The 20,018-nt window shown below is 69.9% G+C and carries 20 protein-coding genes; 17 read left to right on the top strand and 3 right to left on the bottom strand.

What is annotated here, in order from left to right:
• Positions 1-150 precede the first annotated feature (150 nt).
• Both ACFHPP_RS13635 and ACFHPP_RS13630 read right to left on the bottom strand, forming a co-directional pair.
• The gene (locus ACFHPP_RS13635; RefSeq protein WP_437163795.1) at positions 151-903 is read right to left on the bottom strand and encodes an alpha/beta hydrolase; all 753 of its coding nucleotides are present in this window, start codon (positions 901-903) and stop codon (positions 151-153) included.
• The gene (locus ACFHPP_RS13630; protein WP_437163794.1) at positions 900-2,060 is read right to left on the bottom strand and encodes a fumarylacetoacetate hydrolase family protein; all 1,161 of its coding nucleotides are present in this window, start codon (positions 2,058-2,060) and stop codon (positions 900-902) included. Before ACFHPP_RS13630 ends, ACFHPP_RS13635 begins: the two co-directional genes overlap by 4 nt.
• A gap of 212 nt (positions 2,061-2,272) precedes the next feature.
• On the opposite strand from ACFHPP_RS13630, the gene ACFHPP_RS13625 reads away from it, so the two are divergent.
• The 7 genes from ACFHPP_RS13625 (at position 2,273) to ACFHPP_RS13595 (ending at position 9,176) form a co-directional block, all read left to right on the top strand.
• Positions 2,273-2,428 (top strand): DUF1127 domain-containing protein, encoded by a 156-nt coding sequence (locus ACFHPP_RS13625; RefSeq protein ID WP_437163793.1) that lies wholly within the window; start codon positions 2,273-2,275, stop codon positions 2,426-2,428.
• A gap of 13 nt (positions 2,429-2,441) precedes the next feature.
• Complete coding sequence (locus ACFHPP_RS13620) at positions 2,442-3,779, top strand: tetratricopeptide repeat protein (RefSeq protein WP_437163792.1); 1,338 nt, start codon at positions 2,442-2,444, stop codon at positions 3,777-3,779.
• Between the two features lie 85 nt (positions 3,780-3,864).
• Positions 3,865-5,202, top strand: coding sequence for an ABC transporter substrate-binding protein (locus ACFHPP_RS13615; protein WP_437163791.1), 1,338 nt, complete (start codon positions 3,865-3,867; stop codon positions 5,200-5,202).
• An 85-nt stretch (positions 5,203-5,287) separates the two neighbouring features.
• Complete coding sequence (locus ACFHPP_RS13610) at positions 5,288-6,211, top strand: carbohydrate ABC transporter permease (RefSeq protein WP_437163790.1); 924 nt, start codon at positions 5,288-5,290, stop codon at positions 6,209-6,211.
• Positions 6,211-7,059 (top strand): carbohydrate ABC transporter permease, encoded by an 849-nt coding sequence (locus ACFHPP_RS13605; protein ID WP_437163789.1) that lies wholly within the window; start codon positions 6,211-6,213, stop codon positions 7,057-7,059. Before ACFHPP_RS13610 ends, ACFHPP_RS13605 begins: the two co-directional genes overlap by 1 nt.
• A 66-nt stretch (positions 7,060-7,125) precedes the next feature.
• Positions 7,126-8,247 (top strand): glycosyltransferase family 4 protein, encoded by a 1,122-nt coding sequence (locus ACFHPP_RS13600; protein ID WP_437163788.1) that lies wholly within the window; start codon positions 7,126-7,128, stop codon positions 8,245-8,247.
• Positions 8,247-9,176 (top strand): glycosyltransferase family 9 protein, encoded by a 930-nt coding sequence (locus tag ACFHPP_RS13595; RefSeq protein WP_437163787.1) that lies wholly within the window; start codon positions 8,247-8,249, stop codon positions 9,174-9,176. The genes ACFHPP_RS13600 and ACFHPP_RS13595 overlap by 1 nt, the downstream gene beginning before the upstream one ends.
• On the opposite strand, the gene ACFHPP_RS13590 is transcribed toward ACFHPP_RS13595, so the two are convergent.
• Positions 9,163-10,644 (bottom strand): NYN domain-containing protein, encoded by a 1,482-nt coding sequence (locus tag ACFHPP_RS13590; RefSeq protein ID WP_437163786.1) that lies wholly within the window; start codon positions 10,642-10,644, stop codon positions 9,163-9,165. The genes ACFHPP_RS13595 and ACFHPP_RS13590 overlap by 14 nt on opposite strands.
• Positions 10,645-10,789: 145 nt before the next feature.
• Between ACFHPP_RS13590 and thrS the strand changes: the two genes are divergently transcribed.
• The 10 genes from thrS (at position 10,790) to leuD (ending at position 20,015) form a co-directional block, all read left to right on the top strand.
• Entirely contained in the window at positions 10,790-12,727 is a 1,938-nt protein-coding gene (gene thrS, locus ACFHPP_RS13585; protein ID WP_437163785.1) for a threonine--tRNA ligase, read from the top strand.
• Positions 12,728-12,812: 85 nt separating this feature from the next.
• A complete protein-coding gene (gene infC, locus ACFHPP_RS13580) occupies positions 12,813-13,337 on the top strand; it encodes a translation initiation factor IF-3 (RefSeq protein WP_430667572.1) in 525 nt (174 codons plus the stop codon).
• A 42-nt stretch (positions 13,338-13,379) separates the two neighbouring features.
• Positions 13,380-14,264 carry a hypothetical protein gene (locus ACFHPP_RS13575; RefSeq protein ID WP_437163784.1) on the top strand — a complete coding sequence of 295 codons (885 nt, stop codon included), beginning with the start codon at positions 13,380-13,382 and terminating at the stop codon, positions 14,262-14,264.
• Between the two features lie 162 nt (positions 14,265-14,426).
• Positions 14,427-15,806: a signal recognition particle protein gene (gene ffh, locus ACFHPP_RS13570; RefSeq protein WP_437163783.1), complete on the top strand. Its 1,380-nt coding sequence runs from the start codon at positions 14,427-14,429 to the stop codon at positions 15,804-15,806.
• Positions 15,807-15,860: 54 nt separating this feature from the next.
• Positions 15,861-16,199, top strand: coding sequence for a 30S ribosomal protein S16 (gene rpsP, locus ACFHPP_RS13565; RefSeq protein ID WP_437163782.1), 339 nt, complete (start codon positions 15,861-15,863; stop codon positions 16,197-16,199).
• A 26-nt stretch (positions 16,200-16,225) separates the two neighbouring features.
• Positions 16,226-16,741: a ribosome maturation factor RimM gene (gene rimM / locus ACFHPP_RS13560; protein WP_437163796.1), complete on the top strand. Its 516-nt coding sequence runs from the start codon at positions 16,226-16,228 to the stop codon at positions 16,739-16,741.
• Complete coding sequence (gene trmD / locus ACFHPP_RS13555) at positions 16,738-17,481, top strand: tRNA (guanosine(37)-N1)-methyltransferase TrmD (RefSeq protein WP_437163781.1); 744 nt, start codon at positions 16,738-16,740, stop codon at positions 17,479-17,481. Before rimM ends, trmD begins: the two co-directional genes overlap by 4 nt.
• A gap of 26 nt (positions 17,482-17,507) precedes the next feature.
• A complete protein-coding gene (gene rplS / locus ACFHPP_RS13550) occupies positions 17,508-17,894 on the top strand; it encodes a 50S ribosomal protein L19 (RefSeq protein ID WP_437163780.1) in 387 nt (128 codons plus the stop codon).
• A gap of 77 nt (positions 17,895-17,971) precedes the next feature.
• Positions 17,972-19,396, top strand: a complete 1,425-nt coding sequence (gene leuC / locus ACFHPP_RS13545; RefSeq protein ID WP_437163779.1) for a 3-isopropylmalate dehydratase large subunit — start codon at positions 17,972-17,974, stop codon at positions 19,394-19,396.
• Position 19,397: 1 nt separating this feature from the next.
• Positions 19,398-20,015, top strand: a complete 618-nt coding sequence (gene leuD, locus ACFHPP_RS13540) for a 3-isopropylmalate dehydratase small subunit (protein ID WP_437163778.1) — start codon at positions 19,398-19,400, stop codon at positions 20,013-20,015.
• Positions 20,016-20,018: the final 3 nt, after the last annotated feature.

Genomic DNA, 20,018 nt, shown 5'->3' with positions numbered 1-20,018 from the left:
ATGCGCCGCTGCGCCTGCCGTCATGCCAGAGTTTCGCGGTCGCGCTTTGTTGTTCGATGGGCCAGTGTCTTCAATATTCGCGCGCCGTGTCCAAGAAACGAAGCGGCAGCGGCATGTCCTTGTGCTTTGGTTTTGCCAGTTGCGGTCTGGTCAGTCCGCGCTGGTCGGATCGTCCAGAATCGCGTCCAGCGTCTGCGCCAGAAGCCGCAGATCCTCCGGCCGGGACAGGCGGTGGTCGCCGTCCTTGATCAGGTGCAGGCGGACGTCGCCGCCGGTCAGCGCCTCCACCAGGCGCAGCGCGTGGCGCCAGGGCACGTCGGGGTCGGCCATGCCTTGCAGGATGCGGACCGGGCAGGGCAGGTCGATAGGCTGGCCGAGCACGGATTGGCGGCTTCCATCCTCGATCAGCGCCCGCGTCACCGGCGTCGGCTCGCCGTACTGGCTGGGCAGATGGATGATGCCGTCGCGCATCAGGGCGGCCTGCTGGGAAGGCGGCAGCGCCGGCCACATCAGCGTCTCGGTGAAATCCGGTGCGGGAGCCAGGCCGATCAGCCCGGCCAGCCTCTCCCGCCGCTGGCGCGCCAGCAACAGCGCGATCCAGCCGCCCATGGAGGAGCCGACCAGGACTTGCGGGCCGCTGGTCAGTGCGTCGAACACCGCCAGCGCATCGGCCGCCCACTGGCCGATGGTGCCGTCCTCGAAGCGGCCGGCGGAGGCGCCGTGGCCGCCGTAGTCCAGGCGCAGGAAGGCCTGGCCGCGGGCGGCGCAATGGTCGCGCAGCGCCAGCGCCTTGCTGCCCTGCATGTCGCTGCGGTAGCCGGGCAGGAAGACCACGCCGGGGCCGGCCCCTGGCAGGCGGGACCAGGCGAGGCGGTCGTCGAGCCGGCCGGCCTCCTCCCTCACGCCGGGTAGCCGCGACGGGCGAGGCTCGCCATCAGTGCTCCGATGCCGGTGCCCCAGGGCGGGCAGGAATCGGTGCGGTCCACCTCGTTCTCCAGCACGCCGAGGCGAGGCGTCGCGATGCGGACGATGTCACCGGGGTGGTGGGTGAAGCCCATGCCGGGCGCGCCGCGGTCCTTGGAGGGCGAGAAGGGCGTGCCGAGGAACAGCACGGCGCCATCGGGGTACTGGTGATGCGCGCCGATCATCTGGCCGACCAGGTCCGCCGGGTCGCGGCTGATGGCGCCGATCCGGCCCTGATCGTGCAGCGCGAAGCCGTCGCGGCCGGTGATGTCGAGGGTGAGTTCGGCCTGCCGCACATCCTCCAGCGCAAATCCTTCCTCGAACAGGCGGATCATGGGGCCGAGCGCGCAGGCGGCGTTGTTGTCCTTGGCGCGGCCGAGCAGCAGCGCGCTGCGGCCTTCGACATCGCGCAGGTTCACGTCGTTGCCGAGCGTGGCGCCGACGATGCGGCCCTGCGCGTTCACCACCATCACCGCCTCCGGTTCCGGGTTCGACCATCTGCTGACCGGATGCACGCCGACCTTGGCACCGGGGCCGACGGCGGACAGCACCGGGCCCTTGGTGAAGATCTCGGCATCCGGGCCGATGCCGACTTCCAGGTACTGGCTCCACCAGCCTTTCTCGACCAGCGTGGCCTTCACCTGCATGGCCTCCGGGCTGCCGGGGATCAGGTTGGCCAGGTCGTCGCCGATGATGGCGCGGACCTCGGCGCGGATCGCCTCCGCCTGGCTGGCATCGCCGCGGCAGCGTTCCTCGATGACGCGCTCGAGCATCGAGCGCACGTAGGTGACGCCGGCGGCCTTGATGACCTGGAGGTCGATGGGTGCGAGCAGCCAGGGCTGTGCCGCATCGCGCGCGGCGTGGTGCGCGTTGGCGAGCGCGGCGGGCAGGTCCAGCGCCACTGGCACGCCGCGCGCGTGGATGGCGGCGACCGGGTCCTCCGTGTTCAGCCAGCCGCTGACGGTGCCGAAGGCGGGGGTCATGTCGAAGGCCTCGCCGGCCTGGAGCGCGAAGGCCACCGGGCCGTCCGGCGTCATCAGGCGCAGCGCGAAGCTGCCGGACTGCCAATCTGCGGGCAGCGCATCGGGCTGGGACATGCGGTGCGATCTTCCTGTTGTGTGGCTGGCGGGGGGCAGAGTAGCCGCTTGCGGCCGACCGCCAAGGCCCCCCGGGAGAGCCGCTTGCCCCGAAGCCGGCGAAACACGCGACATGCCGCTGAAACCGCTTTGGGTTGGCCTGCGCAATCGCGCCGAAACCCGCATCCGCCAGAAAGCGCGCCGTCAGACAATGCATTCGAGGGATCACGACGATGATGGACGCTGCTTTCGCCGCGCTGCTGGATGGCCGGATCGGCCGTCGCTGGCGCCACCGGGCGGAGATCGCCCGGCTCGACAATCACCTGCGCCGCGACATCGGCCTGCCGCCCAGGCCGGCGCCCGCCCTGCCGCTGCTGAACCAGTTCTGAGGGAGTTTCATCCATGGCCACCACGGACCGCTACGGCAACGCCGTCTCCACCACCAACCGCGGCGCCGTCGCGACGCTGGACCAGGCGGCGGAGGCCATGCTCGGCTTCCGCGCCGACCCCCTCGCGCTGGCCGACGCCGCCATCGCCGAACAGCCGGACTTCGCCATGGGCCACGCGCTGCGCGCCGGCCTGATGGTGATGTCGGGCGAGCCCGCCGCGGCGGCGGAAGGCCTGCGCAGCATCGAGGCCGGGGAGGCGCTGCGCCACGCCAATGCGCGCGAACGCGCCCACCTGGCCGCCGCCCGCGCCTGGTGCGAGGGCGACATGAGCCTGGCGCAGACGCGCTACGGCGCGATCAGCGCGGAATATCCGCGCGACCTGTTCGCCTTGCAGGTGGCGCACACCACCGACTTCTTCCTGGGCAACGCCGCCGGGCTGCGCGACCGCCCGACGGCGGCCATGCGCAATTGGCGGGAGGCGGAGACGGGCTTCGCCTGGATGCTCGGGATGCAGGCCTTCGGGCTGGAGGAATGCGGCGAATACGGCCAGGCCGAGCAGGCCGGCCGCATGGCGCTGGCGCTGAACCCGACCGATGCCTGGGCCACCCATGCGGTCGCGCATGTGATGGAGATGCAAGGCCGGGATCGGGAGGGCGTGCAGTTCCTCGGCCTGCGGGAAGGCGCGTGGAGCCAGGCCGGGCTGCTCGCGGTGCACAACTGGTGGCACCTGGCGCTGTACCACCTGGAACACAGTGAGCATGACCAGGTGCTGGCGATCTATGACCGCGCCGTGGCGCCGCGGGAGGGCAGCGTGGTGCTGGAACTGGTCGATGCCTCGGCCATGCTGTGGCGCCTGATGCTGCGCGGCGTGGAGACCGGCGGGCGCTTCGCCGCCGTCTCCGCGGCGTGGCAGGCGATGGGCGGCGCCGGCTTCTACGCCTTCAGCGACCTGCACGCCGTGATGGCGCATCTCGGCGCCGGACGGGCGGACCTGGTGGCGGAGGTGCTGGGCGCGATGCGGCGCGCGGCGGCCGGCCGCGGCAGCAACGCCCGCATGACGCGCGACATCGGCCTGCCGCTGGCCGAGGGTTTTGCGGCCTTCATGCTGGGCGACCACGGGCGCGCGGTGTGGACCATGGTGCCGGTGGCGGGGCAGGCGATCGGCTTCGGCGGGTCCAACGCGCAGCGCGACGTGATCTGGCTGACATTGCTGGAGGCGGCGCTGCGGGCCGGGGAGGGATCGGTGGCCCGCGGTCTGGCGGGGCGGCGGCTGGCCGCCAAGCCGGAAAGCCCCTTCGCCCAGGCGGCGATGGCGCGCAGCCGCGCCGTGGGGGCCGCGCGCGCGGCGTGACGCGCCGCGATTGGGGCTTGCCGTGCGGCGCAATTCTGGCGGAGCATACGTTCCACGGGCCGTGACGAGCCCGATGGAGGAACGGATGACGCTTTTCACGCGCCGCACGGCGCTGTTGGGTGGTGCGGGCCTTTTGTCGGCACCGGCGCTGGTGCGCCAGGTGGATGCGCAGGGCGCCTTCAACTGGAAGCGCTTCGAGGGCGAGCGGATCGAGGTCAGCCTCACCGCCAATCCGCGCAGCCAGATCCTGATCCGCCAGCAGCGGGAATTCGAGGCGCTGACCGGCATCCGCGTCGGGTCCGAGGGCATTCCGGAACAGCAGCACCGGCAGAAATTCGTCATCGAGTTCAGCTCCGGCCGTCCGTCCTTCGATGCGGTCGGCATCAGCCTGCATGTCAGCAAGCGGCAGGTCGGGCGCGCGAAGTGGACCACCGATCTGCGGCCGCTGATCGCCGACGCGTCGCTGACCGCGCCGGATTTCGACTTCCCGGATTTCGGCGCCGGCGCGGTGGCCTATTCGACCCAGGCGGATGGGCGGATGGACACGCTGCCGGAGTTCACCGACTACTTCATCCTGTACTACAACAAGGAGATCTTCGCGCGCGCCGGGTTGCAGCCGCCCAAGACCTATGACGAGCTGTACGAGACGGCGAAGCGCCTGACGGATGCCCGCGCGCAGCAATACGGCTTTGTCGGCCGCGGCCTGCGCAATGCCAATGTCGTGCTGTACACCAGCTTCCTGCTCGGCACGCAGCAGCGCGACACCATCGATGCGAATACGCGGCTGATCACGGATACGCCGGACGCGATCTGGGCCGGGGAGATGTACAAGAAGCTGATGCGGGAAACCGCGCCGCCCGGTTCCGCCGGCTTCAACTGGAACGAGGCGCAGACCACCTTCATGCAGGGCCGCGCCGCGATGTGGCTGGATGGCGTCGGCTTCGCCGCACCGCTGGAGGATGCGACGCGATCCCGCGTCGCCGGCAAGGTGGGCTACGCGGTGGTGCCGGCGGGGCCGGCGCATCATCATTGCTGCCTGTTCGGCACCGGCTTCGGCATCAGCGAGGCGTCCTCCGAACGCAAGCGCGGCGCGGCCTGGTACTACCTGCAATGGGCGCTGGGCAAGGAGAACCAGCTTCGCTACCTGACCTCCGGCGCCGGCGCACCGGCACGGCAGAGTGCCTTCCGCAACGAGGAGGCGATCCGGTCCAGCCGCTTCGCGCGCGACTATTTCGAGACGCTGATCAAGAGCGCCGAGATCGCGCGGCCGGGGCTGCCGGAGATCGTGCCGGTGACGGAATTCCGCGATACGCTGGGCACCGCGCTGACCAACACCATCGGCGGCGCGGACGTGGCTGCGGAGTTGAAGCGCGCGACGGAGGCGTTCCGGCCCATTTTGGAGCAGTCGGAACGCGCGACGTGATGTTGCACGTCGTGTCGGTCTTGCGGTCCCCCTCACCCAACCCTCTCCCCCATTGGGGGGAGAGGGCATTTCTGGCGAACTGCTGATGGCGGATGGGCATGCGGCGGCGCTGGCGGGCGTCGCGGCGGACAAGGTGCGGCGCAGGCGTGCCTATGCGCGGCACTACTGGCCGTTCATCGTGCCGGCCGCCGTGGTGGTGGTGGCGGTCATCCTGTTTCCCTGGGTGTTCACGCTGTGGATGAGCCTGCAGGAATGGAAGCTGGGGCAGGGCCGGACCTTCGTCGGACTCGCGAACTACGAGCGCCTGCTGCATGACGAGCGCTTCCACGGCAGCATCCTGCGCACGCTGTATTTCACCGTGCTGGCGGTGGTGATCCCGGTGGTGCTCGGCGTCGCGGCGGCACTCGCCTTCCACCGCAAGTTCCCGCTGCGCGGGCTGGCGCGCACCATCTTCATCCTGCCGATGATGGCGACGCCGGTGGCGGTGGCGCTGGTCTGGACCATGATGTTCCACCCGCAGCTCGGGGTGCTGAACTGGATCCTCAGCCAGTTCGGCATCCCTCCGAGCCTGTGGGTCTATGACGCCAACACCGTAATCCCGACGCTGGTGATGGTGGAGGTCTGGCACTGGACGCCGCTGGTGATGCTGCTGGTGCTCGGCGGGCTGGCGAGCCTGCCGGTCGATCCCTACGAGGCGGCGAAGATCGATGGCGCGACCAGCTTCCAGGCCTTCCGCTACATCACCCTGCCGCTGCTGGCGCCGTTCCTGATGGTCGCGATCATCATCCGCACCATCGATGCGCTGAAGACCTTCGACACGATCTACGTCATAACCCAGGGTGGACCGGGCACGGCCAGCGAGACCATCAACATCTTCCTGTATCTCAACGCCTTCGCCTACTACAACATGGGCTATGCCAGCGCCGTGGTGGTGGTGTTCTTCGTCCTCATCATCGGGCTCGCCATGCTGCTGCTGTGGTCGCGCGAGCGCTTCAAGGACGCGGTCTGATGGCGCAAGGCGTGATACGCCGCAGGCCGATCCGGCGGCGACTTGAAAGCCTGGCCTTCGGCCTCTCCGTCATCGTGCTGGTGTCGCCGGCGGCGCTGGTGTTCCTGTGGATGCTGTCGCTGTCGTTGAAGAACGAGGTGGACAACACCGCCTTCCCGCCGGTCTTCATCCCCTACCCGCCGACGCTCGACAATTTCCGCGCGGTGTTCGAGCGCAACGACTTCCTGTTGCAGGCCTGGAACAGCGTGGTGGTGAGTTTCGGCGCAACGGGCATCGCGTTGCTGGTCGGGGTGCCGGCGGGCTACGGCATCGCCAAGATGCGCGCGACCAAGGCGGCGGTGCTGATCCTGATCGCCAGGATCACGCCGGGCCTGTCCTACCTCATCCCGCTGTTCCTGCTGTTCCAGTGGCTCGGGCTGACCGGCACGCTGTGGCCGATCCTGATCACGCACCTGGTGCTGACGGTGCCGATCGCGGTCTGGGTGATGATCGGCTTCTTCGAGGGGCTGCCGGCGGAGCTGGAGGAGGCGGCGCTGGTTGATGGCGCCACCATCTGGCAGGCCTTCCGCCATGTGGCGCTGCCCCTGGCGCGGCCGGGGATCACGGTGGCGACGATCCTCGCCTTCATCTTCTCCTGGAACAATTTCATCTTCGCCATGGTGCTGGCGGGGCGGGAGACGCGGACGCTGCCGGTGGCGGTGAACAACATGCTGACCTTCGAGCAGATCAGCTGGGGCCCGCTTTCCGCCGCCGCGCTGCTGGTCACGGCGCCGGTGCTGATCCTGACGCTGGTGGCGCAGAAGCAGATCGTCGCCGGGCTGACGCAGGGCGGCGTCAAGGGCGGCTGATGGACGCACGCCCGATGGACGCACTGGCGGACGGGGTCTAGACCAGCGGGCGATGAGCGCATCGCCATGACCCAGCCGCCCGGCGTGCTCCAGTTGCTGCCCAGCCTGGCCTCCGGCGGCGTGGAGCGTGGCACGATCGAGATCGCGGAGGCGATCCGCGACGCCGGGCTGCGGCCGCTCGTGGCCTCCGCCGGAGGGCCGCTGGTGGCGGAGCTGGACAGGCTGGGCGTGCGGCACGTGGCGCTGCCGCTGGCCACGAAATCGCCGCTGGCGATCTGGCGCAACGCCGCGGCGCTGGCGGCGCTGGTGCGGCGGGAGGACATCGCCATCCTGCATGCGCGGTCCCGCGCGCCGGCCTGGTCCGCGCTGATCGCGGCGCGGCGCACCGGGCGGGCCTTCGTCACCACCTACCACGGCACCTACAACGAGAACCTGCCGGGCAAGCGGCTGTACAATTCCGTCATGGCGCGGGGCGACCGCGTCATCGCCATCAGCGGCTTCATCGCCGACCTGGTCCGCAGCCGCCACGGCGTGCCGGATGCGCGCATCCGCCTGATTCCGCGCGGAGTCGACCCGCGGCGCTTCGACCCGGCCCGGATCCCGCCCGATGCCATCGCCGCGCAGCGTGCCGCCTGGGGCGTGCCGGATGGCGAGGCGGCGATCCTGCTGCCGGCGCGCCTGACCCGCTGGAAGGGCCAGCCAGTGCTGGTGGAGGCGCTGGCGCAGCTGCCGGGGCAACCCGTCGCGCTGCTGGCCGGCGACGGGCGCGATGCCTACCGCGACGAGTTGCTGGCCCTCGCGCGCCGGCATGGCGTGGCGGATCGCGTCCGCCTGATCGGTCATGTCGACCGCATGGATGTGGCGCTGGCCGCCGCCGACCTGGTGGTGCATGCCAGCACGGATGCCGAGGCCTTCGGCCGCACGGTCATCGAGGCGCAGGCCATGGCGCGGCCCGTGATCGCCGCGGATCTCGGCGGGCCGCGGGAGACGGTGGAGCACGGCATCACCGGCTGGCTGGTGCCGCCCGGCGATCCGGCGGCGCTGGCCGCGATGCTGGCGCAGGTGCTGGCCATGCCGCCGGCGCTGCGCGACGCGGTGGGACAGGCGGCGCGGGAGGCTGTGCTGGCGCGCTACAGCACGGCGGCGATGCAGGCGGCGACGCTGGCCGTGTACCGGGAATTGCTGTGATGGATGCGATCCTGGTCATCCGGCTCGGGGCTCTGGGCGATTTCGTGCAGTCGTTCGGGCCCTTCGCCGCTATCCGCGCGCATCACCCTGGCGCCCGCATCGTGCTACTGACGACGCCCCCCTTTGCCGAACTGGCGCGGCGCAGCCCGTGGTTCGACGAGGTCTGGGCGGAAGGCCGGCCGTCCTGGCACGACCTGCGCGCCGTGCTGGCGCTGCGGCGGCGGCTGCGGGCGGCGCGGTTCGGGCGGGTGTATGACCTGCAGACCAGCGGAAGATCCTCCCGCTACCGCTGGCTGGTGGGGTTGCGGGCGGAGTGGTCCGGCGTCGCCAGCGGTGCCTCCCACCGGCACGACAATCCGGACCGGGATGCGCTGCACACGGTGGAACGCCAGCGCGAGCAGCTGGAAGCGGCCGGGATCACGGATTTTCCGACGCCGGCGATGGGCTGGCTGGACGCCGATCTTTCCGCCTTCGCGCTGCCGCCGGATTTCGCCCTCCTGGTGCCCGGCGCATCGCCGCAGCGGCCCGGCAAGCGCTGGCCGGCGATGCGCTTCGCGGAATTCGCGCGGACCTGCCCGGTGCCCTGCGTGGTGCTCGGCGGCCCCGCGGAGGTGGAGATGGCCGAGGGTATCGCGCGGGCCGCGCCCGGCAGCCTCAGCCTGGCCGGCCGCACCGGCTTTGCCGAGATCGCCGCCCTGGCCCGCCGCGCCCGCTTCGCGCTGGGCAACGACACCGGCCCGACCCACCTGATCGCCGCCGCCGGCTGCCCGACCCTGGCGCTGTTCGGCGGCGACAGCGACCCGGCCTTGTGCGCCCCGCGTGGCCCCGCCGTCGCCGTGCTGCGCCACGTGCCTCTGGCAGCCCTGGGGCCGGAGACGGTGCAGGCGGCGCTGGCCGGCGTGGTGCCGGCGGACCTTACGCCGGGATGAGGGCGTGCTGCGTCCAGCGGCGCAGCGCCTCCGTCTCCGGCTCCGAAAGTTTCTCGTCCAGCGCGCGGGTGGTGTTGACCAGCGTGGCGAACAGCACGCGGGACAGGCGCAGCGCGCCTTCCGGGCCGACCGGCTCGTGCAGCTTGACGTAGCCGCGCATCAGCCAGCGCAGCAGCGCCGTCACCTCCCGCGCCGAGATGTACAGCCCCTGCGCGGCGGCGGCCTCGGCCAGCATCGGCGCGGCCTCGGCGGGGTTCAGCGGTTGCGCCGCGGCGATCGCGGGCAGCAGGAAGCCCAGTTCCTCCGGCGTGAAGGCGGGCAGGTCGTGCGGCAGGCCCTTCGGGTCACGGGAGCCCCACAGCAGGTCGCGCACCAGCTGCGCGGCCTCCGCCATCGCAGCCTCCGGCGTGATCTGCGGTTCGGGGGCCTCGATGTCGGGCGCCTCGGGTGCCGGCTCCGGGGCTTCGAGCGCGGGATCCGGCGTCTCGGCGGGCTTCGCCACCTCCTCCGGCGCGCTGGGGGGCGCCGGTCCGGCTGCCGCCTCCTCGGGCGCTGCACCGCGCTCCGCATCGAAGACCCAGCGCCGGGCGGGCGGGCCGGACAGCGTCATGCGCGGGTCGTGCGCCTCCTCGATCAGGGCGCCGAGCGAGCCGGCGCCGGCGTAGTCGGTGTGGCGGAGCGCGGGGAAGGCGCGGGGCAGGGCCTGGCCGATCTCGGTGAGGCGCACCGCGCCACCCGGGCTGCGCGCCACCGCATCCCGCACCCAGTCCAGCGCCTGGGCGCGCAGCGCGGGGATGTCCACCGCCGGCGGGCGCGGCGCGGCCGGTGCGACCGCCTGCGGCGCCGCCGGGGCGGAGAACTGGGCCACGGGCAGGTTGCCCATGCCGGCGCGGGCGAATTCATCCAGCCCCACCACGACATCCGCGGCCGCCAGGTAGGCCGCCTTGGCGGTGTCCTGCGCCAGGATGGTGATGCGGCGGTCATGCGCCCGCAGCCGCGCCAGGGCCGGCAGGAAGTCGCTGTCGCCGGACAGCAGCACGAATTCATCGAAGTTCGTGCGGTGGTCCAGCGCCTCCCGGATGTCGAGCGCCATCTTCATGTCGGCGCTGTTCTTCAGCCAGGCGATGGCCGGGCAATCCACCACGTCGAAGCCGGCCTGCACGAAGGCGGCGCGGAATTCCGAGAAGTAGGTGCGGTTGCGCAGGTCCCGCGCCGCGCGGTAGCGGGCGACGGGGCGGCCGAGCTGGAAATCATGGTAGCCGGCCGGGTTCAGGTAGCAGCGGCGCACCAGGGTGCGGCGGGTGGCGGGCTTGCCATCCTCCTCGCGGCCCTCCAGCCAGGCAAGCCAGGCATCGGGGCGTTCGCCGAAGGCGTAGGCGGCCCGCTCGTCCCAGCGCATCAGGGCCATGAAGACATTGTCGAAATCAACATAGAGCGCCGCGCGGGGCGGCGAGACGGCTTCGGTCATGGGTGATCCATCAGGTAGTAACAACGGGTAGTGACGGCAGAAATGTCACGCGAGGCCACCCAGCCCGCCGCGCCGGCTTGACGCGGGCGCGGCGGGCTGGCCATGGTCCGCCCCCCTTAGCACAGCCCAGGAGCCCTGTATCCCGATGCCCGCGATCACCCTGCCAGACGGTTCCGTCCGCGACTTCGCCGGGCCCGTCACCGGCACGACGGTCGCCGCCAGCATCGGGCCGGGCCTGGCCAAGGCCGCGCTCGCCATGCAGGTGGATGGCCGGCTGCGCGACCTGTCGGACGAGATTTCGGAAGACGCCAGCCTGCGCTTCATCACCCGGCGCGACCCCGAGGCGCTGGAGATGATCCGCCACGATACCGCGCATGTGCTGGCGGAAGCCGTGCAGGCGCTGTTCCCGGGCACCCAGGTCACCATCGGCCCGACCATCGAGAACGGGTTCTACTACGACTTCTTCCGCAACCAGCCCTTCGGCGTGGACGACTTTGCCGCGATCGAGGCGAAGATGCGGGAGATCATCGCCCGCAATGCTCCGTTCCAGCGCAGCGTGGTGTCCCGCCACGATGCGATCTCGCTGTTCGAGAAGAAGGGCGAGGCGTTCAAGGTCGAGCTGATCAAGGACCTGCCGGACGACGTCGAGATCAGCCTGTACAGCCAGGGCGAATGGATCGATTTGTGCCGCGGCCCGCACATGCGCGGGACCGGCGATGTCGGCACCGCCTTCAAGCTGATGAAGGTCGCTGGGGCGTACTGGCGCGGCAAGTCGGACAACCCGGTGCTGTCGCGCATCTATGGCACCGCCTGGCGCGACCAGAAGGAGCTCGACGCGCACCTGCTGCAGATCGAGGAGGCGGAGAAGCGCGACCACCGCCGCATCGGCCGCGAGATGAACCTGTTCCACGTGCAGGAGGAAGCGACCGGTAGCGTGTTCTGGCACCCGAAGGGCTGGAAGCTGTACCGCACGGTGGAGGACTACATGCGCCGCCGCCTGGACGCGGCCGAGTACCAGGAGGTGCGCACCCCGCAGGTGCTCGACCGCAAGCTGTGGGAAGCCAGCGGCCACTGGGAGAACTACCGCAAGAACATGTTCATGGCGACGGTGGAGGACCAGGACGAGGCGCATCGTGCGCTCGCGCTGAAGCCGATGAACTGCCCCTGCCACGTGCTGATCTTCAACCAGGGCCTGCGGTCCTACCGCGAGCTGCCGTGGCGGATGGCGGAGTTCGGCGCCTGCCATCGCTACGAGCCCTCCGGCGCGCTGCACGGCATCATGCGGGTGCGCGCCTTCACGCAGGACGATGCCCACATCTTCTGCACCGAGGCGCAGATCGCGGATGAGACGGTGCGCTTCGTGGCGCTGCTGACCGCGGTGTACCGCGACCTGGGCTTCGAGAGTTTCCGGGTGAAGTTCTCCGACCGCCCGGTGGAGCGGGCCGGCAGCGACGCCGTGTGGGACCAGGCCGAGGACGCGCTGCGGCGGGGCTGCGAGGCGGCGGGCGTGTCCTATGAGCTGAACCCGGGGGAGGGCGCCTTCTACGGCCCGAAGCTGGAATTCGTGCTGCGCGACGCGATCGGCCGCGACTGGCAGTGCGGCACCCTGCAGACCGACTTCGTGCTGCCGGAACGGCTCGGCGCGGAATACGTGGCGGAGGACGGCAGCCGTAAGCGGCCCGTCATGCTGCACCGCGCGGTGCTCGGCAGCTTCGAGCGCTTCATCGGCATCCTGATCGAGCAATATGCCGGGCGCTTCCCGCTGTGGCTGGCGCCGGTGCAGGTGGTGGTGGCGACCATTGTCTCCGACGCCGATGAGTATGCCCGCAAGGTGGCGGCGGACCTCGCCAAGGCAGGCATCCGCGTGGAACTGGATCTGCGGAACGAGAAGATCAACCGCAAGGTGCCGGACCACATCGCGCAGCGCGTGCCGGTACTGGCGGTGGTCGGGCGGCGGGAGGCGGAGGAGGGCCGGTTGGTCCTGCGGCGCCTACCTGGGCGGGAACAGGAGACGCTGCCGCTTTCGGAGGCGGTCGCCCGCCTGGTCGCGGAAGCGGTTCCCCCCGATTTGGTCACCCCATAGCGGCTTGCTTCCGCAGGACCGCATCGCCATAACAGGGTTGATTCGACTTGAACAACGACAGGAGAGCACAATAGCCCGAGGTCCGATGCCCGCCCAGTTGCCGACGCGCGACGGCCCGCGGGTCAACGAAGACATCCGAGTACCCCAGGTCCGCCTGATCGATCAGGACGGCGAGATGATCGGGGTGATGTCTGCGCGCGACGCTTTGCTGCGGGCCTATGAAGTCGGCCTCGATCTGCTCGAGATCAGCCCGAATGCCGTACCCCCGGTCTGCAAGATCCTGGACTACGGCAAGTACAAATACGAGCAGCAGAAGAAGGCCAACGAGGCGCGCAAGCGGCAGAAGGTCGTCGAGCTGAAGGAAATCAAGGTTCGTCCGAACATCGACGACCATGATTACGGCGTGAAGATGCGCCAGATGAAGGAATTCATCTCCGAGGGCGACAAGGTGAAGGTAACCCTTCGCTTCCGTGGCCGCGAGATGGCGCACCAGGATCTGGGGCTGCGCGTGCTGGACCGGATCCGGACGGAACTGGCGGAGGCCACGAAGGTGGAATCCATGCCGCGCCTGGAGAACCGGCAGATGATCATGGTGCTGGCGCCGAAATAGGCGCCGGACCTGGTGGCGCTGGGGGAGGCTGGCTGAGACTCGATGCTGGCCGCCCTGCGCAACCGCTTCTTCCCGGCCATGGAGCCGGTTCCCGCCGCCGCCTTTACCCCGGCGTTACCCGCGCGACTGGTCGGCGATGCCGGGCTGCTTGCGCGGTCGGCGGCCTTCGAGGCGGGGACAGGTTCGCAGGTGGGCCTGCTGGACCAGGTGCTGGCGGCGCTCGACGGCCAGGGTGCCCTACGGCAGGACCAGAAGGACTATGCGGCCTTCCACCGGCTGCGCTTCGCGGAAGCGCTGCACGCCATCGGCACCCTGCTGCGGGACACGCCCGGCTGGCCGGCCTGCCGGGTGCTGGAGATCGGCTCCTCCATCACGCCGATGCTCTACCGCGCGGCCTTTCCGGAGCTGCGCCTGAGCTCGCTGTGCCTGTTCCACCACCCGCAATTGAAGGGCGTGGTCGAACGCCAGGTGCAGCTCGACCTGGAGCTGGTGGATCTGCGGGCCGCCTCCACGCTGCCGGTGCCCGGCGCGGCGCTGGAGGGGCTCGACCTCGTCATGCTGTGCGAGGTGCTGGAGCATCTGGTGGTGAACCCCACCAACCTGTTCCGTGCGCTGGGCGGCACCCTGCGGCCGGGCGGGTTCCTGTACGTGACCACGCCGAACTTCCTGCGGCAGGCCGCCCGCGGCCGCCTGCTGGAAGGCCGCAACCCGCAGCCCATCTTCGGCGGCAGATTCGGCCCCGGCGACCGCTCGCACCACCATGTCCGCGAATACACCATGTCGGAGGTGCTCGACGCGCTGGCCGAGGCGGGGTTGGAGGTGGAGGTGGCGCATTATTCCGCCTGCTGGAACACGGCGGAGGAGGCGGCGAGCCTGCCGCCCGATGCCTGGCAGAACCTCGTCGTCATCGGCCGCCGTCCCGCTTGACCCGGGCATCCCGCCGGGGGTAGGAACCGACGCATCGGGGTCCCCCCGAGGATTGGTCGCCCCGCTACAGGTGGGTCGGCTCCGTCGCTCCGCGAAGACTCGCGCAGCGGCGCGATTTCGTTTGGGGGCGCCGCAACGGCTTCAAGGGGTGCATACGCCACGATGTTCGAGGCGCTCGGCAACAGGCTGACAGGGGTATTCGACAAGCTGCGCCGTCACGGTGCGCTGTCGGATGCCGATGTCCAGGAGGCGCTGCGGGAGGTCCGCATCGCGCTGCTGGAGGCCGACGTCGCGCTGCCCGTGGTGAAGGACCTGGTGAACCGCGTGCGCGAGCGTGCGGTGGGGCAGGAGGTCATCCGCAGCGTCTCCCCGGCGCAGCAGGTCATCAAGATCGTCAACGACGCGCTGGTGGAAGCGCTGGGCGGTGGCGAGGGGGATGACGGCAAGCGGGGCGTGGACCTCAACGCGCCGTCGCCGCTGCCGATCCTGATGGTGGGTCTCCAGGGCTCGGGCAAGACGACGACGTCGGGCAAGATCGCGCTGCGGCTGCGCACGCGCGAGCGCAAGAAGGTGCTGCTCGCCTCGCTCGACGTGCACCGCCCGGCGGCGCAGTTGCAGTTGCAGCAATTGGCGGACCGCGCCGAGGTGACGTGCCTGCCGATCGTCGCCGGGCAGAAGCCGCTGGAGATCGCGGCGCGCGCCATGGATGTGGCGCGGCGCGAACTGTACGACGTGGTGATTCTCGACACCGCAGGTCGTCTTTCGATCGACGCGGAACTGATGGCCGAAGTCGCCGCGGTGAAGGCGTTTGCCAGGCCGCATGAGACGCTGCTGGTGGTCGATGCGATGACCGGCCAGGACGCGGTGCAGACGGCGCGGGCGTTCAACGAGCAGGTCGGCGTCACCGGTATCGTCATGACGCGGGTTGATGGCGATGCGCGCGGTGGCGCCGCGCTGTCCATGCGCGCGGTGACGGGCGCGCCGATCAAGCTGCTCGGCGCCGGCGAGAAGCTGGATGCGCTGGAGGATTTCCACCCCGATCGCATCGCCAACCGCATCCTCGGCATGGGCGACATCGTCTCCCTCGTCGAGCGGGCCGCGGAGACGATCGACCAGGCTGAAGCCGAGAAGCTTGCGAAGAAGATGCAGAAGGGGTCGTTCGACCTCGAGGACTACGCGCAGCAGATCAAGCAGATCGGCAAGATGGGCTCGCTGTCCGGCATCCTCGGCATGCTGCCGGGCATCGGCAAGATGAAGGCGCAGATCGAGAACGCCAATCTCGACCAGTCCATGCTGAAGCGCCAGGCGGCGATCATTTCCTCGATGACGATGATGGAACGGCGCAAGCCGGAGCTCATCAAGGCATCGCGGAAGAAGCGCATCGCTACGGGATCCGGCACCACGGTGCAGGAAGTGAATCGCCTGCTGAAGCAGTTCGACGACATGTCGGACATGATGAAGCGGATGAACAAGATGGGCCAGAAGGGGATGATGCGCGGCGGTCTCGCCGCGCTGATGCCCCAAGGCCGCAGGCCGTTCTGACGAACACGCCTGGCAACGAACGACCCTTTTGAAGATCAGGAGAAGGTAACCCTCATGGGCCTCAAGATCCGCCTCGCCCGCGCCGGCGCCAAGAAGCGTCCGTACTACCACATCGTGGTGGCCGACAGCCGCAGCCCGCGCGACGGCCGCTTCATCGAGAAGCTGGGCAGCTACAACCCGATGCTGCCGTCGGACCACGCCGACCGCGTGCGGCTGTTCGCCGAGCGCATCGTCTACTGGAAGTCGGTCGGCGCGCTGCCGACGGACCGCGTGGCGAAGTTCCTCGGCCATGCCGGGCTGGCGCCGATGCCGGTGTTCCCGGAGCAGCCGAAGCAGTCCTTGCCGAAGAAGAAGGCGCAGGAACGCGCCGCCGCAAACGCTGCGGCGGGCTGAGCCAGGGAGGCTGACGGGTGGCGCGGGTGAAGCGGGTGATCGTGGGCGAGATCGGGCGGCCGCATGGCGTGCGCGGCCTCGTGCGCCTGCGCGCCTTCACCGCGGACCCGATGGCCATGGCCAGCTACGGCCCGCTGACGGATGAGACCGGCGTGAGCCGCTTCGCCGTGACAGTGCTGCCGGATGGCATCGCCCGCATCGAGGGCGTGACGGATCGCGACCAGGCGGCGAAGCTGACCGGCACGAAGCTGTTCGCCGAACGCGACCGGCTGCCGCCGCCGGTGGACCCCGAGGAGTTCTTCCTGTGCGACCTGGAAGGCCTGCCGGCCTTCGGGGAGGATGGGGCGCAACTCGGCACGGTGCGCGCGGTCGAGGATCATGGCGCCGGGCCGTTCCTGGTTGTCGATGGTCCTGCTGGCGAGCTGCTGCTGCCCTTCACCAAGGCGGTCGTGCCGGTGGTCGATATCGCCGGCGGGCGTGTCGTCGTGGCGCCTCCGGCCGAGATCATCGTGCCGCCCCAGCCAGGGGAAGAAGCGGCATGACCTGGCAGGCGACCATCCTGACGCTGTTCCCTGAGATGTTCCCGGGGCCACTCGGCCTTTCCCTTGCGGGCAAGGCGTTGCGCGAACAGCGCTGGGCAGTGGACGCCATGGACATCCGCGGCTTTGCCACGGACCGGTACCGGACGGTGGACGATACGCCGTTCGGCGGTGGTGCGGGCATGGTGATGCGGCCGGATGTGCTCGATGCCGCCTGCGCCGCGGCACAGGCGCGCAACCCCGGTGCGCCGCTGGTCTACCTGACGCCGCGTGGGCGGCTGCTGGACCAGGCGCTGGTGCGGGAGTTGTCGACGGGACCCGGCGTGGTGCTGCTGTGCGGCCGCTACGAGGGCGTCGACCAGCGGGTGATCGAGGCGCGCGGCATGCTGGAGGTCTCCGCCGGGGATTTCGTGCTGTCGGGTGGCGAGCCGGCGGCGCTGCTGCTGCTCGATGCCTGCGTCCGGCTGCTGCCGGGCGTGATGGGCGGCGTGGCGAGCGGCGCCGAGGAAAGCCACGGCGCAGAGGGGCTGCTGGAATATCCGCACTACACCCGCCCGGCCGAATGGCAGGCGCGGCGCGTGCCGGATGTGCTGCTGTCCGGGCACCATGCGGAAGTTGCGCGCTGGCGGCGCGCGGAGGCGGAGGCGGCGACGCGCATGCGGCGACCCGACCTGTGGGACAAACATCTTCGAAACGAGCTGGCCAGGCCAGCGCGGCTGGACGGCCATCCGGCCGCCGCCTAGATGCATTTGATTGGAAGGACCATAAGATGAACCTGCTCCAGCAGTTCGAGGCCGCGCAGCAGGCGCGCCTCTCCGAGAAGCGCGCGACTCCGGCCTTCGATGCGGGCGACACGCTCCGCGTCATGGTGAAGGTCGTCGAAGGCGAGCGCACCCGCGTTCAGGCCTATGAAGGCGTCTGCATCGCGCGCAGCAACCGCGGCCTGAACAGCAACTTCACCGTCCGCAAGCTGTCCTACGGCGAGGGCGTGGAGCGCATCTTCCCGCTGTATTCGCCGAACGTCGCCGAGATCGTCGTCGTCCGCCGCGGCAAGGTGCGGCGCGCGAAGCTGTATTACCTGCGTGGCCGGACCGGCAAGGCGGCGCGCATCGTGGAACGCGCCCGCGACAAGCGCGAAGTGCCCGCCACCGCCTGACCTCGCAAAGCCCTCTCCCCCTTTGGGGAGAGGGTTGGGTGAGGGGGCCGGCGGATGTGTTGAGATAGGGGGAAGCGATGGCCAGGCCGCGCACGCTGTTCGACAAGATCTGGGATGCCCATGTGGTGGACACGCTGCCGGATGGCACCGCGGTCCTCTACATCGACAAGCACCTGACCCACGAAGTCACCAGCCCGCAGGCCTTCGAGGGCCTTCGCCTCGCCGGCCGAAAGCTGCGCCGCCCGGATGCGACGATCGCGGTGGTCGACCACAACATCGCCACCGACGCATCCCGCTATGGCCGGATCGAGGATCCGGAAAGCCGCACGCAGGTCGAAACGCTGGAGCGCAACGTCGTCGAGTTCGGCGTGCCCTACATTCCGCTGACCGACATCCGCCAGGGCATCGTGCATGTCATCGGGCCGGAACTCGGCCTGTCCCTGCCGGGCATGACGCTGGTCTGCGGCGACAGCCACACCTCGACGCATGGCGCGATGGGCGCGCTCGCCTTCGGCATCGGCACCTCCGAGGTCGAGCATGTGATGGCGACGCAGACGCTGTTGCAGAAGCCGGCGAAGAACATGCGCGTGACGGTCGATGGCGTGCTGCCGGTGGGCTGCACGGCGAAGGACATCGTGCTCGCCATCATCGGCAAGATCGGCACGGGCGGTGGCACCGGCCATGTGATCGAGTATGCCGGCGAGGCGATCCGCGCGCTCGACATGGCCGGGCGCATGACGCTGTGCAACATGACGATCGAGGCCGGCGCGCGCGCCGGCATGGTGGCGCCGGACCAGACCACCTTCGACTACGTCAAGGGCCGGCCCTTCGCGCCGAAGGGCGCGGATTACGACAAGGCCGTGGCCTGGTGGAAGACGCTGCCTTCTGATGAGGGCGCGCATTTCGACAAGGAAGTGGTGCTCGACGCCGCGGAGATCGCGCCGCAGGTCACCTGGGGCACCAATCCGGAGGCCGTGCTGCCGATCACCGGTATCGTGCCGGACCCGGCATCCGTTGAGGATGAGGATCGCCGGGCGCAGATGCAGCGCATGCTGCACTACATGGACCTGCAGCCGGGCCAGAAGCTGGACGGGCTGAAGATCGACGTCGCCTTCATCGGCTCCTGCACCAATTCCCGCATCGAGGACATCCGCGCCGCCGCCGCCATCGCGCGTGGCCACAAGGTCGCGGACCACGTGCGCGCGCTGGTCGTGCCGGGCAGCGGGCTGGTGAAGAAGCAGGCGGAGGATGAGGGGCTCGACCTCATCCTGAAGGAAGCCGGCTTCGAATGGCGCGAGGCGGGCTGTTCGATGTGCCTCGGCATGAACCCGGACAAGCTGACGCCGGGCCAGCGCAGCGCCAGCACCAGCAACCGCAACTTCGAGGGCCGGCAGGGGCCGGGCGGGCGGACGCACCTGGTCTCCCCGGCCATGGCGGCGGCGGCGGCGATCCACGGCCACCTTGTCGATGTGCGCAATCATCAGCCGAAGGAAGCCGTGTGAGATGCAGCCCTTCACCACGCTGACCGGCGTCGCGGCGCCGATGCCGGCGGCGAACATCGACACGGACAAGATCATCCCGGCGCGCTTCCTCAAGACCATCGCGCGCACCGGACTCGGCAAGTCGCTGTTCGCGAACATGCGGTACAAGGAGGACGGGTCGGAGAACCCGGACTTCGTGCTGAACCAGGAGCCCTACCGCCACGCGGAAATCCTGATCGCCTTCGACAATTTCGGCTGTGGTTCCTCGCGCGAGCATGCGCCCTGGGCGCTGCTGGATTTCGGCATCCGCTGCGTCATCGCCCCCGACTTCGCCGATATCTTCCACTCCAACAGCTTCAAGAACGGCGTGCTGCCCGTGGCCCTGCCGCGCGCGGTGTGCGAGCAGTTGATGGAAGACGCCCGCATGGGCGGCAATGCGCGCCTGACGGTCGATCTCGAACGCCAGGTGGTGGTGCGGCCGAATGGCGAGGAGATTCCCTTCCAGGTCGATCCCTTCCGCCGCCACCTGCTGCTGAACGGCCTCGACGATATCGGGCAGACGCTGCAGCACGCGCCGGCGATCGATGGCTTCGAGGCGAAGCAGCGCGCGGCGCAGCCCTGGCTCTACGCGCAACCTTAGGAC

This window comes from Falsiroseomonas sp. E2-1-a20 (assembly GCF_051433195.1).
GTDB lineage: Bacteria > Pseudomonadota > Alphaproteobacteria > Acetobacterales > Acetobacteraceae > Falsiroseomonas.
Note: the sequence above shows the minus strand (reverse complement) of the source record. Positions and strands in the feature narration are given on the sequence as shown.

What these genes read in the sequence shown, in the direction of transcription:
- ACFHPP_RS13590 (WP_437163786.1), bottom strand. Translation starts at nt 10,644, where the DNA reads ATGACCGAAGCCGTCTCGCCGCCCCGCGCGGCGCTCTATGTTGATTTC.
- ACFHPP_RS13605 (WP_437163789.1), top strand. Translation starts at nt 6,211, where the DNA reads ATGGCGCAAGGCGTGATACGCCGCAGGCCGATCCGGCGGCGACTTGAA.
- trmD (WP_437163781.1), top strand. Translation starts at nt 16,738, where the DNA reads ATGACCTGGCAGGCGACCATCCTGACGCTGTTCCCTGAGATGTTCCCG.
- ACFHPP_RS13630 (WP_437163794.1), bottom strand. Translation starts at nt 2,060, where the DNA reads ATGTCCCAGCCCGATGCGCTGCCCGCAGATTGGCAGTCCGGCAGCTTC.
- ACFHPP_RS13575 (WP_437163784.1), top strand. Translation starts at nt 13,380, where the DNA reads ATGCTGGCCGCCCTGCGCAACCGCTTCTTCCCGGCCATGGAGCCGGTT.
- rpsP (WP_437163782.1), top strand. Translation starts at nt 15,861, where the DNA reads ATGGGCCTCAAGATCCGCCTCGCCCGCGCCGGCGCCAAGAAGCGTCCG.
- ACFHPP_RS13595 (WP_437163787.1), top strand. Translation starts at nt 8,247, where the DNA reads ATGGATGCGATCCTGGTCATCCGGCTCGGGGCTCTGGGCGATTTCGTG.
- thrS (WP_437163785.1), top strand. Translation starts at nt 10,790, where the DNA reads ATGCCCGCGATCACCCTGCCAGACGGTTCCGTCCGCGACTTCGCCGGG.
- ACFHPP_RS13620 (WP_437163792.1), top strand. Translation starts at nt 2,442, where the DNA reads ATGGCCACCACGGACCGCTACGGCAACGCCGTCTCCACCACCAACCGC.
- rplS (WP_437163780.1), top strand. Translation starts at nt 17,508, where the DNA reads ATGAACCTGCTCCAGCAGTTCGAGGCCGCGCAGCAGGCGCGCCTCTCC.
- infC (WP_430667572.1), top strand. Translation starts at nt 12,813, where the DNA reads ATGCCCGCCCAGTTGCCGACGCGCGACGGCCCGCGGGTCAACGAAGAC.
- ACFHPP_RS13610 (WP_437163790.1), top strand. Translation starts at nt 5,288, where the DNA reads ATGGCGGATGGGCATGCGGCGGCGCTGGCGGGCGTCGCGGCGGACAAG.
- ACFHPP_RS13625 (WP_437163793.1), top strand. Translation starts at nt 2,273, where the DNA reads ATGATGGACGCTGCTTTCGCCGCGCTGCTGGATGGCCGGATCGGCCGT.
- ffh (WP_437163783.1), top strand. Translation starts at nt 14,427, where the DNA reads ATGTTCGAGGCGCTCGGCAACAGGCTGACAGGGGTATTCGACAAGCTG.
- ACFHPP_RS13600 (WP_437163788.1), top strand. Translation starts at nt 7,126, where the DNA reads ATGACCCAGCCGCCCGGCGTGCTCCAGTTGCTGCCCAGCCTGGCCTCC.
- leuC (WP_437163779.1), top strand. Translation starts at nt 17,972, where the DNA reads ATGGCCAGGCCGCGCACGCTGTTCGACAAGATCTGGGATGCCCATGTG.
- leuD (WP_437163778.1), top strand. Translation starts at nt 19,398, where the DNA reads ATGCAGCCCTTCACCACGCTGACCGGCGTCGCGGCGCCGATGCCGGCG.
- ACFHPP_RS13615 (WP_437163791.1), top strand. Translation starts at nt 3,865, where the DNA reads ATGACGCTTTTCACGCGCCGCACGGCGCTGTTGGGTGGTGCGGGCCTT.